Source organism: Streptomyces sp. YGL11-2 (genome assembly GCF_050054615.1).
Lineage (GTDB): Bacteria > Actinomycetota > Actinomycetes > Streptomycetales > Streptomycetaceae > Streptomyces.
Map to the genome: position 1 here is coordinate 245,163 of NZ_JBNHIN010000002.1, position 14,648 is coordinate 259,810.

13 protein-coding genes are annotated in these 14,648 nt (G+C 70.5%); 7 read left to right on the forward strand and 6 right to left on the reverse strand.

The features are described 5' to 3' along the window. Positions 1-31 precede the first annotated feature (31 nt). Positions 32-1,702: a protein kinase domain-containing protein gene (locus ACO1BR_RS03440; protein WP_426793518.1), complete on the reverse strand. Its 1,671-nt coding sequence runs from the start codon at positions 1,700-1,702 to the stop codon at positions 32-34. 313 nt (positions 1,703-2,015) lie between these two features. Between ACO1BR_RS03440 and ACO1BR_RS03445 the strand changes: the two genes are divergently transcribed. Continuing rightward, positions 2,016-3,617, forward strand: a complete 1,602-nt coding sequence (locus tag ACO1BR_RS03445; RefSeq protein ID WP_426793519.1) for a protein kinase domain-containing protein — start codon at positions 2,016-2,018, stop codon at positions 3,615-3,617. 29 nt (positions 3,618-3,646) lie between these two features. Here the strand turns inward: ACO1BR_RS03445 and ACO1BR_RS03450 are convergent, their stop codons facing one another. The 3 genes from ACO1BR_RS03450 to ACO1BR_RS03460 all read right to left on the reverse strand — a co-directional run bounded on the left by ACO1BR_RS03450 (position 3,647) and on the right by ACO1BR_RS03460 (position 5,946). After that, complete coding sequence (locus ACO1BR_RS03450; RefSeq protein ID WP_426793520.1) at positions 3,647-4,690, reverse strand: phosphotransferase; 1,044 nt, start codon at positions 4,688-4,690, stop codon at positions 3,647-3,649. 52 nt (positions 4,691-4,742) lie between these two features. Continuing rightward, positions 4,743-5,159, reverse strand: a complete 417-nt coding sequence (locus ACO1BR_RS03455) for a pyridoxamine 5'-phosphate oxidase family protein (RefSeq protein WP_159502864.1) — start codon at positions 5,157-5,159, stop codon at positions 4,743-4,745. 127 nt (positions 5,160-5,286) lie between these two features. After that, complete coding sequence (locus ACO1BR_RS03460; RefSeq protein WP_426793521.1) at positions 5,287-5,946, reverse strand: response regulator; 660 nt, start codon at positions 5,944-5,946, stop codon at positions 5,287-5,289. A 326-nt stretch (positions 5,947-6,272) separates the two neighbouring features. Here ACO1BR_RS03460 and pdhA point away from each other — a divergent pair, with 326 nt between their 5' ends. From pdhA to ACO1BR_RS03475, 3 genes are read left to right on the forward strand one after another with little or no spacing between them, the layout of a single operon-like run. Then, positions 6,273-7,490 (forward strand): pyruvate dehydrogenase (acetyl-transferring) E1 component subunit alpha, encoded by a 1,218-nt coding sequence (gene pdhA / locus ACO1BR_RS03465; protein WP_426793522.1) that lies wholly within the window; start codon positions 6,273-6,275, stop codon positions 7,488-7,490. Positions 7,491-7,492: 2 nt separating this feature from the next. Next, a complete protein-coding gene (locus ACO1BR_RS03470) occupies positions 7,493-8,476 on the forward strand; it encodes an alpha-ketoacid dehydrogenase subunit beta (protein WP_159502867.1) in 984 nt (327 codons plus the stop codon). 21 nt (positions 8,477-8,497) lie between these two features. Further along, on the forward strand, positions 8,498-9,970 hold the full coding sequence (locus ACO1BR_RS03475; RefSeq protein WP_426793523.1) for a dihydrolipoamide acetyltransferase family protein: 1,473 nt from the start codon (positions 8,498-8,500) through the stop codon (positions 9,968-9,970). Between the two features lie 88 nt (positions 9,971-10,058). Here ACO1BR_RS03475 and ACO1BR_RS03480 read toward each other — a convergent pair whose 3' ends face one another. Then, positions 10,059-10,235: a hypothetical protein gene (locus tag ACO1BR_RS03480; RefSeq protein ID WP_426793524.1), complete on the reverse strand. Its 177-nt coding sequence runs from the start codon at positions 10,233-10,235 to the stop codon at positions 10,059-10,061. A 204-nt stretch (positions 10,236-10,439) separates the two neighbouring features. On the opposite strand from ACO1BR_RS03480, the gene ACO1BR_RS03485 reads away from it, so the two are divergent. From ACO1BR_RS03485 to ACO1BR_RS03495, 3 genes are all read left to right on the forward strand, one after another. Next, on the forward strand, positions 10,440-11,300 hold the full coding sequence (locus tag ACO1BR_RS03485; RefSeq protein WP_426793525.1) for a GNAT family N-acetyltransferase: 861 nt from the start codon (positions 10,440-10,442) through the stop codon (positions 11,298-11,300). 136 nt (positions 11,301-11,436) lie between these two features. After that, a complete protein-coding gene (locus ACO1BR_RS03490) occupies positions 11,437-12,129 on the forward strand; it encodes a GntR family transcriptional regulator (RefSeq protein WP_426793526.1) in 693 nt (230 codons plus the stop codon). Further along, positions 12,126-13,472 (forward strand): MFS transporter, encoded by a 1,347-nt coding sequence (locus tag ACO1BR_RS03495; RefSeq protein WP_426793527.1) that lies wholly within the window; start codon positions 12,126-12,128, stop codon positions 13,470-13,472. Before ACO1BR_RS03490 ends, ACO1BR_RS03495 begins: the two co-directional genes overlap by 4 nt. A gap of 341 nt (positions 13,473-13,813) precedes the next feature. Here ACO1BR_RS03495 and ACO1BR_RS03500 read toward each other — a convergent pair whose 3' ends face one another. After that, positions 13,814-14,638 carry a maleylpyruvate isomerase family mycothiol-dependent enzyme gene (locus ACO1BR_RS03500; RefSeq protein ID WP_426793528.1) on the reverse strand — a complete coding sequence of 275 codons (825 nt, stop codon included), beginning with the start codon at positions 14,636-14,638 and terminating at the stop codon, positions 13,814-13,816. Positions 14,639-14,648 lie beyond the last annotated feature (10 nt).

Consider the following 14,648-nt stretch of genomic DNA (forward strand, 5'->3'; position numbering starts at 1 on the left):
CGGCCCCTCCGCCGTCTGCTGTCCGCTGCCGTCAGTTGCTGCGGCCGGTCGAGATCGTCAGCTGGATGGTGTCGCCGCTGCTCGGGTCCCACCAGCTGATGGCTGCCGGGGTCTGGTCCGTGACGGTGTTCTTGGCCCAGAGCGAGTCGTTCGCTTCCCTGACGACCTTGTACTTCCAGCCGGCCGCCTGGATGCATGCCTTGACCGAGTCCAGGTTCTTGTACTTGAAGGACGGGACGAGGATCTTGCCCTTGTCGCTGTAGCTCTTGGCCGGGTTGGTGCACTCGGACGCCAGGATCGTCGCCGTCTTGTCCTCGGGCCGGACGCTGTTGGTCGGCGACGGGGTGTAGGAGTACGGCGTGTATGAGGACGAGGGAGAGCCGCCGCCGTCGTCACCGGAGCTGCCGGCGCTCAGGCCGATGCCGATGGCTATCACGGTGACCACGATGACGCCGACCACCGCCGCGACGATGATCACCGGGCTGTTGTTCTTCCGGGGCCGCGGGCCACCGGCCGAAGGCATCGGGGCGGTCACCGGCGGCGCCGGCGGCGCCGGCGGCCCGTTGAACGGCGGCGGAGCCTGGAAGCCGCCGTTGGCGAAGGGCGCCGGGGTCGGTGCCGGCGTCGGGAAGGGGTTGTTCACCGGCGGCGGCGTCGAGGGGCCGAAGGCCGCCTGCGTCGGCTGGTACGGCTGCTGGACGTTCGGCGGGACCGGGGTCTGCGGGGTGCCCGACGCGGTGGGGAACACCGCGGAGGACACCGACGCACCGCTGGTGCGGGCGCGCGGGCCCTCGCTGATGATCAGCGGTGTCGCCCCGGACTGGGCGGACCCGGCGATCCGCAGGCACTCGTCCCGCATCGCCTCCGCGGTCGGGAACCGTTCGTTGGGGTTCTTCTTCAGCGCGCGGGCCACCAGCGCGTCCACGGCCGGCGGCAGCGAGCGGTTGATGCTCGACGGGACCGGCGGTTCTTCCTGGACGTGGGCGTAGGCGATGGCCAGCGGGGAGTCCGCGTCGAACGGCAGCTGGCCGGTCAGCAGCTCGAAGAGCATGATGCCGACGGAGTAGAGGTCGGAGCGGGCGTCCACACCGCGGCCCAGCGCCTGCTCGGGCGAGAGGTACTGCGGGGTGCCGACGACCATGCCGGTCTGGGTCATGGACGTCACGCCGGACTGCATGGCGCGGGCGATGCCGAAGTCCATGACCTTGACGACGTTGCGCTTGGTCATCATGACGTTGCCCGGCTTGATGTCCCGGTGGACCAGGCCCATCTCATGGCTCGCCTCCAGAGCGGCGAGCACATCGGCGGTGATTTTCAGCGCCTTCTCCGTCGGCATCGCGCCGTGCTGGGCGATGTCGTTGTCCAGCTCGGAGCGGAGCGGCTGCCCGGAGACGTACTCCATGATGATGTAGGGCACCATGCCGCCGTCGAGCTCGTCCTCGCCGGAGTCGAAGACCGAGACGATGTTGGTGTGCGTGAGCTTCGCCACTGACTGGGCCTCGCGCCGGAAGCGCTCACGGAACGCCTGCTCGCGGCCGAGCTCGGTGTGCAGGGTCTTGATCGCGACCTCGCGATCCAGCACGCTGTCATAGGCGAGGTGCACGGACGCCATGCCGCCCGCTCCGAGAAGATCACGGAGCTGGTAGCGTCCACCGCCGACCGAACGGCCCTCGAATTGGCCCTGAGCGCCGTCCTGGCTCATGGTTCCGCTTCCCCCTAGGCGCACTGCCCACATGTCAGGCGATCAAAATCTGGAATTCTGCAGCCAAGTCTGCCCCAGGCCACGGACACGTCAAGCTGTGTGCCCGTTCCGTGACCAGATGTGCAAGATCCGACCACGGCTGTGAGAGGTTCCGGCGGTCCGGTTACCCCTGGTGAACTTGCCACTCCAGGTGGGCGGAGGGTTTGATGGCCGGTCCACGACGGACCGGTGGGTGCCGCGGAACCTGTAGCGTGCTCTAGCGAAGACCGAGACCTTACCGCTGTAACGCGGATCGATTCGACGGCGAGGACCGATGGCACCGACGCAGCGCCCCCAGGGGCCGTCCGATCCTGACGCCACCGGCTCCAATGTCCCGGACGCACCGGAGATGTGGGGTAACGGCGGACTGGTCGGCGACGGCCGCTACCGGCTGACGCGCCGGCTGGGCCGCGGCGGTATGGCGGAGGTGTTCGCCGCCGAGGACGTACGGCTGGGCCGTACCGTCGCCGTGAAGCTGCTGCGTTCCGATCTCGCCGAGGACCCGGTGTCCAAGGCGCGCTTCACGCGTGAGGCGCAGTCCGTGGCCGGGCTGAACCACCACGCGGTGGTCGCGGTCTACGACTCCGGTGAGGACTTCGTCGGCGGCAACACCGTGCCGTACATCGTGATGGAGCTGGTCGAGGGCCACACCATCCGCGATCTGCTGCTCAACGCGGACGCCCCGCCGCCGGACCAGGCGCTGATCATCGTCTCCGGCGTCCTGGAAGCGCTGGCCTACAGCCACCAGCACGGCATCGTGCACCGCGACATCAAGCCCGCGAACGTGATCATCACGAACAGCGGCGCCGTGAAGGTCATGGACTTCGGCATCGCCCGCGCGCTGCACGGCGCGCAGTCGACCATGACCCAGACCGGCATGGTCATGGGCACCCCCCAGTACCTCTCCCCGGAGCAGGCGCTCGGCAAGACCGTCGACACCCGCTCCGACCTGTACGCGACCGGCTGCCTGCTCTACGAACTCCTCGCGCTGCGGCCTCCGTTCACCGGTGAGACCCCGCTGTCGGTCGTCTACCAGCACGTCCAGGACATGCCGGTGCCGCCCTCCGAGGTCGCCGAGGCGGTGCCGCCGGAGCTGGACGGCCTGGTCATGCGGTCGCTGGCCAAGGACCCCGACGACCGCTTCCAGACCGCCGAGGAGATGCGCGGTCTGGTCCAGTACTCGCTCCAGATGCTGCACGAGCAGGGCGGCCACACCGGTACCTGGAACACCGGCCCGGTCGCGATGCACGACGGCGGTCACACCATGGCCCTCCGCGGTGGCGGCGCCGCCGAGACCACGGCCCTGTCGCACCCCGACGCCGGCCGGACCGCGGCGCAGCCGATCGTCGCGCCCGGACGGGACGGCGACGGCGGCTACGAGGGCGGTCGCCGGCAGGGCAGGGGCGGTCGCGGCAAGGTCTGGCTGATCGCGGTGCTCGCGCTGATCGCCATCGCGGTGGGTGTGGCCTTTGCGCTGCAGAACACCAACAACCAGCACCAGAACCGCCAGCCCCCGGTGGTCCAGTCGCCGTCCGCCTCGCAGTCCGAGGAGTCCACGGCGCCGCCGACGGACGAGCAGACCACCCACGAGACGTTCCCGGGCAGTTCCAGCGGCGGCGGGAACACCTACTCCCACCGGCCCAGCCACCGGCCCAGCGCCCCGCCGTCCTCCGAGCCGCCGAGCTCCGAGCCGCCGACCTCGGCGCCGCCGAGCTCCGAGCCGCCGACCTCGGCGCCGCCCAGCACCACCACTGGCGGGACCACGAACGGTGGCACGACGAACGGCGGAACCACCAACGGTGGCACGACGAACGGCGGGACCGGCAACGGCGGGATCAACAACGGCGGTACGACGCTCGGTACGACCGGCGGCTGACCGGCCGGTGACGGGCTGACCCGCGCGGGTCAGCCCGTGAACGCCTTCCGCACGGCCGGGTATTCGCGGGTCCACCACACCGCGAGCGCCGCCGCCGCGGGGAACTGCGGGTCGGTGCGGCGATCGCCCAGCTGGTAGCGCCAGGTGAGCATCCAGAAGTCGTTCAGCCGCTCCCACCACACCCGGTGGACGGCCGCCGCCAGTTCGTCCGCTCCGGCTCCGCAGACGGCCCGGTAGGCGCTCGCGTACGCCGCGACCTTGGCCAGGTCCAGCGTGCCGCAGGGGCGTACGAAGAAGATCGCGGCGGCGCGTACCGCTTCCTCGGCGCGCGGCTGGACGCCCAGCCGGTCCCAGTCGACGATCGCGGCCGGTTCCGTGCCGCGGTAGAGCACGTTCAGCGGGTGGAAGTCGCCGTGCACCCAGCCCGCCGGTGGCTGCGCGCCCGGCGGCGGACGGCGGTGCGCCTGCCGGTCCAGCAGGGCCCGGCGCTCCAGGAGCCGGTGCTCGGCCAGTTCGTCGAAGCTGGTGCGGGGGCGGGCGCCGCGGGCCAGGGCGAGCAGCTCGTCGATCGTCTCGAAGGTCCGCTCGGGGTCGGCTGCGGCGTCCGTGCCGGGTGGCCGCGGCGGGGCGGGTTCGTCCGCCATGACCTGTGCCAGCGCGGTGTGGACGAGGCCGAGCAGCGCGCCGAGCCGGCGGGACTGGGCGCCGGTCAGCGCGGCGCCGCCCAGGTGCCGGCCCTCGATCCAGGGGTGCAGGGCGTAGCAGCGGCCGTCCAGGACGGTGACGGTGCGGCCGTCCGCGTCGGCGACCGGCGGGGCGACCGGCAGGCCGAGTCCGGCGAGCCGGCGGGTGGCGCGGTGCTGGCGGGTCAGGGCGTCGCGGTCGCCGTCGAGGTGGTGCTTGAGGAAGTAGCGGCCGCGGGTGGTGGCGAGGAAGTAGCCGTGGTTGAGCAGACCCTCGGCGACGGGCTCGCAGGAGAGCGGCGCGCCGGCGCGGTCGTAGTGGCGCAGCAGGGATCCGAGGGTGTCGCGGTCGGGCGTCGCCGCAGACCGGACTACAGATGAGCGCAGCACGCGCCAGATGTTAGATCAACTACACCCACTGGAGTGGGTATACCGGAAAGCCTTACAGAGGGTGTGCATATCGGAAGACCGGTACGTCCGTGAGGTAATGCATCGTCACGAACTCCGGCTCGATGCGCAGGAAGACCGGGTCGAAGGGCGCCCCGTCGGCCAGCCGCGGGGTGCGGCCGAACAGCTCGCGCTCGGCGGGGGTCGGCCGGATGACCCGGGCGGTGCCGGTGAACTGCACGGACCAGGTGTCGGGCTCCCCGCTGTTGACGTTGTCGGCCTCGTAGGCGACGACGCTGCCGTCCAGTGCCCGGTGGTAGTCGTAGCCGCGGTGCAGCCGCAGAATCAGTCGGCCGTCGACGACGATGTGCCGGGTGACGGTGGTGAAGGGGAGCGCCCGACGGCTGGCCGACACGCGTCCGTAGGGGGTGCGGCTGAGCAGCTCGATGGCACGGAAGTCGTCGGTGGGCATGGGCTCAGCCTGCCCGTCGGGCGCGTCCGTGGGTAGAGGCGGCAGCCCTGGAGCTGCGGGACGTTGGTCCTTTTCCCCGGGCACGGTTTCGCCGGCGCCGCGGCCGGGGCCGGCGCTCATGGCCTGGTCAGCGCCGTTCGGCCTGCATTCGCGCGACATAGGCGGCGGCCTGGGAGCGGCGTTCCATGCCGAGCTTGGACAGCAGGCTGGAAACGTAATTCTTGATCGTTTTCTCGGCGAGATGGAGCCGTTCGCCGATTGCGCGATTGGTCAGGCCCTCGCCGATGAGATCGAGGATCTTGCGTTCCTGCTCGGTGAGGTTCGCCAGCCGGTCGTCGCCCTTCGCGGTGTTCCCGTCGCGCAGCCGTTCCAGGACGCGGGCGGTGGCCACGGGGTCGAGCAGGGACTTTCCGGCTGCCACGTCGCGGACCGCGGAGAGGAGTTCGCTGCCCCGAATGGCCTTGAGAACATATCCGGACGCACCGGCCATGATGGCATCGAAAAGGGCCTCGTCATCGGCGAACGAGGTGAGCATCAGGCATTTGATTCCCTCGTCCTGGGCGCGGATCTCACGGCAGACCTCGACACCGCTGCCGTCCGGCAGCCGGACGTCGAGCACCGCCACGTCCGGACGCGTCGCAGGGATCCTGACCAGCGCGTCCGCGGCCGTGCCGGCCTCGCCGACGACCTCGATGTCCTCCTCGACCGACAGCATTTCGTGGACGCCCCGCCGGACCACTTCGTGGTCATCGAGCAGGAAAACCGTGATTTTTCCGTCTTCGCGCACCTTCCCAGTCTCACACATCAACCCTTCCCGTGCTCCAGGTCACCGATATAACGTGCCGTTGTCCCGACGGCCTGCAACGCTGTGACCAGGAGTTGTTCCCGCCCTTCGCGATTTACTTGGAAATCCAAGCAAAATCGCAGGTCAGAGCGGTTTCCACTTACCCATTGGCAATGGGTAACGTGCAATGAGCAGGCCACTCCGGGGCGCTTTGTTCCACCCGGACCCGGCCGCGTTCGCACACACCCCGTGCGCCGTATCGGATACCGGGTGAGCCGCAATACGGCCACCGGCGGACCCCGGGGGCCGGACAGACGGAGGAGCAGCACGTGACCGTGGAAGGCACTGCCGAGCGGAAAACCGCCCGCGGCGGCAGCAAGCGCACCACCGCCAAAAAGGCGACGCCGACGAAAAAGGCGCCGCAGTCCCAGGCCGGGAACGGCGGCCGTCCGGACGAGGCGGAGCAGGACCAGCTCGTACAACTGCTGACCCCGGAAGGGAAGCGGGTCGAGCACCCGGATTACGCGATCGACCTTTCCCCCGAGGAGCTGCGCGGGCTGTACCGCGACATGGTGCTGACCCGGTGCTTCGACGCCGAGGCGACCACGCTCCAGCGCCAGGGCGAACTGGGCCTGTGGGCCTCGTTGCTGGGCCAGGAGGCCGCCCAGATCGGCTCGGGGCGGGCACTGCGTGACGACGACTACGTCTTCCCGACCTATCGCGAGCACGGCGTGGCGTGGTGCCGCGGCGTCGACCCGACGAACCTGCTGGGAATGTTCCGCGGCGTGAATCACGGCGGCTGGGACCCCAACAGCAACAACTTCCACCTCTACACCATCGTGATCGGTTCGCAGACGCTGCACGCGACCGGCTACGCGATGGGCGTGCAGAAGGACGGCGCGGATTCCGCGGTCATCGCGTATTTCGGTGACGGCGCCTCCAGCCAGGGCGATGTCGCCGAATCCTTCACTTTCTCCGCGGTCTACAACGCCCCGGTCGTCTTCTTCTGCCAGAACAACCAGTGGGCGATTTCCGAGCCCACCGAGAAGCAGACCCGGGTGCCGCTCTACCAGCGCGCCCGCGGCTTCGGCTTCCCCGGCGTCCGGGTCGACGGCAATGACGTCCTGGCCTGCCTGGCGGTGACCAAGGCGGCGCTGGAGCGGGCGCGCACCGGCCAGGGCCCCATGCTCATCGAGGCGTTCACCTACCGGATGGGTGCGCACACCACCTCCGACGACCCGACGAAGTACCGGGCCGACGAGGAGACGCTGGCCTGGGAGGCCAAGGACCCGATCCTGCGGCTGCGGACGTATCTGGAGTCCGAGGGCTTCGTCGACGACGCGTACCTGGCCGCCATCGACGAGGAGAGCGAGGCCCTGGGCAAGCGGGTCCGCGAGGTCGTACGGGCGATGCCCGACCCGGACACCATGGCGATCTTCGAGAACGTCTATGCCGACGGGCATGCGCTCGTCGATGAGGAGCGCGCGCAGTTCGCCGCGTACCAGGCGTCGTTCGCCGACGCCGATGCCATCGCGGAGGGGAACTGACCATGGCCGTCTTCGAGAAGATCACCATCGCCAAGGCGATCAACGCATCCCTGCGCGCCTCCATGGAGGCCGACCCCAAGGTCCTCGTCATGGGCGAGGACGTAGGCAAGCTCGGCGGCGTCTTCCGCGTCACCGACGGCCTGCAGAAGGACTTCGGTGAGGAGCGGGTGATCGACACCCCGCTCGCCGAGTCCGGCATCATCGGCACCGCGATCGGCCTGGCGCTGCGCGGCTACCGCCCGGTCGCCGAGATCCAGTTCGACGGCTTCGTCTTCCCGGCCTACGACCAGATCGTCACCCAGCTCGCGAAGATGCACGCGCGGGCGCTCGGCAAGGTCAAGGTGCCGGTCGTCATCCGCATCCCGTATGCGGGCGGTATCGGCGCGGTCGAGCACCACTCGGAGTCCCCCGAGGCGCTGTTCGCGCATGTCGCGGGCCTCAAGATCGTCTCTCCCTCGAACTCCTCCGACGCCTACTGGATGCTCCAGCAGGCCATCGCCGGCGACGACCCGGTCATCTACTTCGAGCCCAAGCGCCGCTACCACGACAAGTCGCGGCTGGACACCGAGTCGATCCCGGACCCGCTGCACAAGGCCCGGATCACCCGCACCGGCTCCGACCTCACCCTGGCCGCCTACGGTCCGATGGTGAAGGTCTGCGAGAACGTCGCCAACGTCGCGGCCGAGGAGGGCAAGTCGGTCGAGGTCGTCGACCTGCGCTCGATCTCCCCGATCGACTTCGACACCGTGCAGTCCTCGGTGGAGAAGACCGGCCGGCTGGTCGTCGTCCATGAGGCGCCGGTCTTCTTCGGCTCCGGCGCGGAGATCGCCGCCCGGATCACCGAGCGCTGCTTCTACCACCTGGAGGCACCGGTGCTGCGGGTCGGCGGCTTCCACGCCCCGTACCCGCCGTCCAGGCTGGAGGACGAGTACCTGCCGGGACTGGACCGGGTGCTTGACGCCGTTGACCGCGCGCTGGCGTACTGAGGGCTGAGGAGAGCCGTGACCATGACTACAGGAACCGCCGGCGCCGCGAACGCGCAGCGCATCCGCGAGTTCAAGATGCCCGACGTGGGCGAGGGGCTCACCGAGGCCGAGATCCTCAAGTGGTACGTCAAGACCGGCGACACCGTCACCGACGGCCAGGTCGTCTGCGAGGTCGAGACTGCCAAGGCCGCCGTCGAACTGCCCATCCCCTACGACGGTGTGGTGCATGCCCTGAACTTCGACGAGGGCACCACCGTCGACGTCGGCACCGTGATCATCTCGGTCGACACCGACCCGGGGGCCGGGCCCGTCGCGGGGCAGCCGGGCGAGGCCGCCGCGCCCGCCGCCACCGAGGAGGAGGCCGAGCCGCAGGGCCGGCAGGCGGTGCTGGTCGGTTACGGCGCCGCGCCGGCCTCGACCAAGCGCCGGGCGCGCAAGGTGCAGTCGGCCTTCCCGGCGCAGCCGGAGTCGGTGACCACCGGGCTCCAGGCCGAGCTGAACGGGCGGACCGCACCCGTCCCGGCAGCCACTCCCGTGATCGTCCCCGCGGCGCCCGCCGCTCCGGCCCCGGCCGCCGGCCGGCCGCTGGCCAAGCCGCCGGTCCGGAAGCTCGCCAAGGACCTCGGCATCGATCTGGCGACGGTGGTCCCGACCGGCGCGGACGGCATCATCACCCGGGACGACGTGTACGCGGCGGCCACTGCTGCGGCGGCCCCGCCGGCAGCTGTGCCCGCCGTCGCCGAGGTGAGCGCACCGGCCGCGGCGGCGCCCGTCGGGACCTTCGACGCGGCGGCCCGCGAGCGCCGGGTGCCGGTCAAGGGCGTGCGCAAGGCCACCGCTCAGGCGATGGTCGCCAGTGCCTTCACCGCACCGCATGTCACGGAGTTCATCACCGTCGACGTGACCCGCACGATGAAGCTCGTCCAGGAGCTGAAGCAGGACCCGGACATGGCCGGGCTGCGGGTCAATCCGCTGCTGCTGGTCGCCAAGGCGTTCCTGGTCGCGCTCAAGCGCCACCCGGAGGTCAACGCGGCCTGGGACGAGGCGCATCAGGAGATCGTCTACAAGGACTACGTCAACCTCGGGATCGCGGCGGCGACCCCGCGCGGCCTGATCGTCCCCAACATCAAGGACGCGGGCGCCAAGGCGCTCCCCCAACTCGCCGCGGAACTGGGCGAGCTGGTGGCGACCGCCCGCGAGGGCAAGACCTCACCGGCGGCGATGTCCGGCGGTACGGTCACCATCACCAACGTCGGCGTCTTCGGCGTCGACACCGGTACGCCGATCCTCAACCCGGGGGAGTCGGCGATCCTCGCCTTCGGTGCGGTCAAGCTCCAGCCGTGGGTGCACAAGGGCGAGGTCAAGCCCCGCCATGTCACCACGCTTGCGTTGTCCTTCGATCACCGGCTGATCGACGGGGAGTTGGGCTCGAAGCTCCTCGCGGACATCGCGGCGATTCTGGAACGCCCCAAGCGTCTGATCACCTGGGGCTGAGCCGGAGGGGCCCATAGCGGCAGCAGGGGCGGAGTTTCACGTGAAACGGTCGGCGAGTTTCACGTGAAACACCGCCCCTGTCCGTTGCTCAGCCCCGGATGAGCTCCACGGCGCGACCGAAGTGCGCCACGGGCCCCGTCGGGGCGGACGGATCGACCTGTGCGGCGCCGCGGGTCAGTGCGGTGCCCGCCCACACGGCGGCGACGATCAAGGCCAGTACGACGGCGTTCCGGGCGCGGCGGCCGGTGTTCGTGCTGGGCTGCATGGTCAACTCCCCTTGTTCTGCGGAGCCTCATCGACTCCATGCCTCCATTCACCCATGGGATTCCGGCCCGTCCGTACGCGCCAGGTACGGACTCTCGTCAGCCTTGAGTCGGACCGGTGGTCCCCCTGGAGTCCCCCTTCGGCCGGGGCGTGGTCGGCCGGAAAGGGTTTGCCGCCGCCGGCCGGGCTGCCTACGGTCGGCGGGGTGAGCAGTCAAACGATCATCCGGCGCTATCGGCCCGCCGATCAGGACACGGTGACCGACCTGTGGTCCCGCGCCGCACGGCAGGCGCATCCGTTCATCGAGGGGGAGGGCGAGGGCGAGCGGGCCCGCCTCCTCCGTGAGGTGTATCTCGCCGAGGCCGAGAACTGGGTCGCCGAGCGCGACGGCACCGTCATCGGGCTGCTCGGTCTGCTGGGTGGCGGGACCGGCGACGAGGGGGGCGCCGAGGTCGGCGGGCTGTTCGTGGCGCCCGAGGCGCAGGGCGGCGGCACCGGGCGAGAGCTGCTGGAGCACGCGGCGGCGCGGTACGGCGCGCTGTCCCTGGAGGTCTTCGAGGAGAACGCCCGCGCCCGCCGCTTCTCCGCGCACCTGGGCTTCACGGAGCGCGGGCGGCGGATCGACGAGCAGACCGGCCATCCGCTGATCGCCCTGGAGCGCCGGGCGCCGCTGAGGTCGGTGTCCTGGCTGCATGTCCGCGACGGGCGGCTGCTGAGCGTCCGGACGCGGGGGAACGACACCTTCTACCTCCCGGGCGGCAAGTACGAGCCGGGCGAGACGGCCCGCGAGGCGCTGTCCCGGGAGCTGTCCGAGGAGCTCGGCCTGCACGTTCCCGTGGCGGAGCTGACCGAGGCGTTCGTCATCCACGCCGTTGCGCACGGCAAGAACGGCAGGCGGCTGCACATGACCTGCTTCACCGGTGGGCCCCAGGACATCGCTCCGGTCCCCGGCCGGGAGATCGCCGAGTACGCCTGGTTCGACCGTGAGGGAGCGCGGACGCGATGCGCGCCCGCCCATGGGCAGGTGGTCGAGCGGTTGATCGCCCAGGGGCTGATGCGCGGCTGAGGCAGGGGCGGCCGGTGACCGTGCACGGGCCCCGGCCGCCTGCCCATAACGCTTCTACCAGGACAAACACCCCGTTGATCGTCCGCATCCCGGAATGGCGTGACGGTCGCATACCTGTTGTATCTATCCTGTGCGCATGCCATCAGCGTCCACGCCCACCGCCCCCACAAGGGAGACCGGTCCCGTTCCCGCCAAACAGCCCCCCGCCGCCGAGCGGGTCTACGCGCACATCAAGGACGCCGTTCTGGAGCGCCGCTACGAGGGCGGCATGCTGCTCACCGAAGGGGAGCTCGCCGAGGCCGTGGGGGTGTCGCGGACCCCGGTGCGCGAGGCGCTGCTGCGGCTGGAGGTCGAGGGGCTGATCAAGCTCTACCCCAAGAAGGGCGCCCTGGTCCTGCCGGTCTCCGCGCAGGAGATCGCCGACGTCGTCGAGACCCGGCTGCTTGTCGAGAAGCACGCGGCGGCCAAGGCGGTACCCGCGAGCCAGTCGCTGATCGAGGAACTCGGCGCGCTGGTGGAGACGATGCGGGAACAGGCCGCGGCCGGCGATCTGGCCGCCGTCTCCGTCACCGACCGCGCCTTCCACGCCGCCATCGTGCGCAGCGCCGGCAACCAGATCCTGGACCGGCTCTACGAGCAACTGCGCGACCGGCAGCTGCGGATGGGCGTCGCGGTCATGCACGCCCACCCCGACCGGATCGCCAAGAACATCGCCGAGCACACGGAAATCCTCGAAGCGCTGCGCGCGGGAGACTCCGATGCGGCCACCGACGCCGTACAGCGGCATGTCAGCTGGGTCCGCAACCTCGCGCAGGGGGACGTGCGATGAGCGGCGGCACCGACACCACCGCCGGCGGTGGCATAGGCGGGGGCGCCGCCCGGCTGCTGCCCTCGGACCCGCCCGGCGGCCGCAGGGCGATGGCCGTCTGGGGCATCGGCGTCGCGGTCTACTTCGTCGCGATCACCTACCGCACGAGCCTGGGCGTGGCCGGCCTGGACGCCGCCGTGCGCTTCCACATCAACGCCTCGGCGCTCTCCACCTTCTCGATCCTCCAGCTGCTGGTGTACGCGGGCATGCAGATACCCGTCGGCCTGCTGGTCGACCGGCTCGGCGCCAAAAAGGTGCTGACCCTCGGTGTCGTCCTCTACACCGTCGGGCAGTTCGGCTTCGCGCTCTCCGCGACGTACACCATGGCGCTCGGCTCGCGCGCGCTGCTCGGCTGCGGTGACGCGATGACCTTCATCAGCGTGCTGCGACTGGGCTCCCGGTGGTTCCCGGCCCGCCGCGGCCCGATGATCGCGCAGATCGCCGCGCTCGTCGGCATGGCGGGCAACCTGATCTCCACCCTCGTCCTGGCCCGGCTGCTGCACACCTTCGGCTGGACGACGACCTTCGCCGGCAGCGCGCTGGGCGGGGTCGCCGTACTGGTCCTGCTGCTGCTCTTCCTCAAGGACCACCCCGAGGGCTTCGCGCCGCCGCCCGCTCCCGCCGAGCACAGCGGAGCCGCGTTCGTCCGCCGGCAGATCGCGGACGCCTGGCGCGAGCCGGGCACCCGGCTGGGGATGTGGGTGCACTTCACCACCCAGTTCCCGGCGATGGTCTTCCTGCTGCTGTGGGGACTCCCGTTCCTCGTCCAGGCGCAGGGCCTCTCCCGCGGCACCGCCGGTGAACTGCTCACGCTCGTGGTGCTCTCCAACATGGGCGTGGGTCTGGTCTACGGGCAGGTCATCGCCCGCCACCACGCGGCCCGTACGCCGCTGGCCCTGAGCACCGTCGCCGCCACCGCCCTGCTGTGGGCCCTCACCGTGTGCTGGCCGGCCGCGCACGCCCCGATGTGGCTGCTGGTCATGCTCTGTGTGGTGCTGGGCGCCTGCGGTCCCGCCTCGATGATCGGCTTCGACTTCGCCCGGCCGGCCAACCCGCCGGAGCGCCAGGGCACCGCCTCCGGCATCGTCAACATGGGCGGCTTCACCGCCTCGATGACGACCCTGCTGGCCATCGGCGTCCTCCTGGACGCCACCGGCGAGAACTACCGGATCGCCTTCTCCTCGGTCTTCGTCCTGGAGGCCATCGGCCTCTCACAGATCCTGCGGCTGCGCCGGCGCGCGGCACGGCGCGAGCGGGAGCGGCTGGTCGTCAGCAGGGTGGAGGCGGTGCACGTACCGGCGTGAGGGGGGCGGTGCCGTGGACCGGAGTGCTCAGGAGTGCCGTCCGGGAATGCTCCATCTCCCGGAAAGCGCTGGGGAGTTGGCGGATCGAGTCGGGAGCGGCTCCGGTTTCACGTGAAACCGGCTGGCCGTTTCACGTGAAACGGCCAACTCCCCGCGTGCTGTCCGGTCGGCAGGCAGCGGCCTGGGCGCACCTGGGCTGTCCCTGCGCGTTTCCGGGTTGCTGCGCCTCTGCGTTTCTGCGTCTCCGCGGTGTCTGATCGCGCAGTTCCGCGATGTTGCGCCCAGTGGTACGCCCCGTCAGGATGACCCGTTCCCGCCGGGGCGTGCTGCCGGGGAGCCCGCTACGGCGTCACCGCGAAGGTGTCGAGGATGGCCTGGGCCAGCTCGTGGTCCCCATCGATCTTGATCTGCTCGACGATGGCCGCCGGGCGTACCCGGCCGCAGGCCAGCCGGTGGAAGGCATCCCAGTCCATGGCCAGTGTCACCGTCGGGCCGAGCGAGACGCTGCCGTCGATCGTCGCCTTGCCGTCGGCGCCGACCCGCACCGTGCGCATGAACTCCACCGGGCCGGTGATGTCGAAGACGACTGCCGAATCGGCGGGCGCCTGGGCCCTTTTGGCGACGATGCCGGGCAGCACCCGCACCAGCAGATCGCGGGCCACATGCGCGCCGGGGGAGTCGGGATTGCCGGGCTTGCCGAGCGCCCGGCGCAGATCCTGCTCGTGCACCCAGACGTCGAACGCCCGCTGCTCCAGCACGAATTCCAGGGTCCGCTCCTCGCCGAGCGGGCTGCGCACCACGGCGTCCGGCTGGCGGGACTCGTTGCGCAGCTGCCGGGACCGCCGGATGACGGTGTATTCGAGCTCGCCGAGCATTTCCGGTGCGGTGTGGTGCCGGCGGACGTCGACCTGGACCTCCATGCGGCGGGCCGACTCGCTCCGTACGTGGTAGAGGTCGCGCGGCAGGGTGTGGATCGGCCGCGGGTCGCCCAGCATCTCGCATTCCAGACCGATGACGTGGGAGACGACATCGCGTACGGACCATCCTGGGAGGTCTGTCGCCCTGCTCCACTCACCCTCGACGAGCGGCGTCACCAGCTCGGTTATCGCTTCTATGGAATGCGTCCAGGCATCGATGGAGGACTGAAGGCTGGGATGGACGGTCACGGGACCCCTC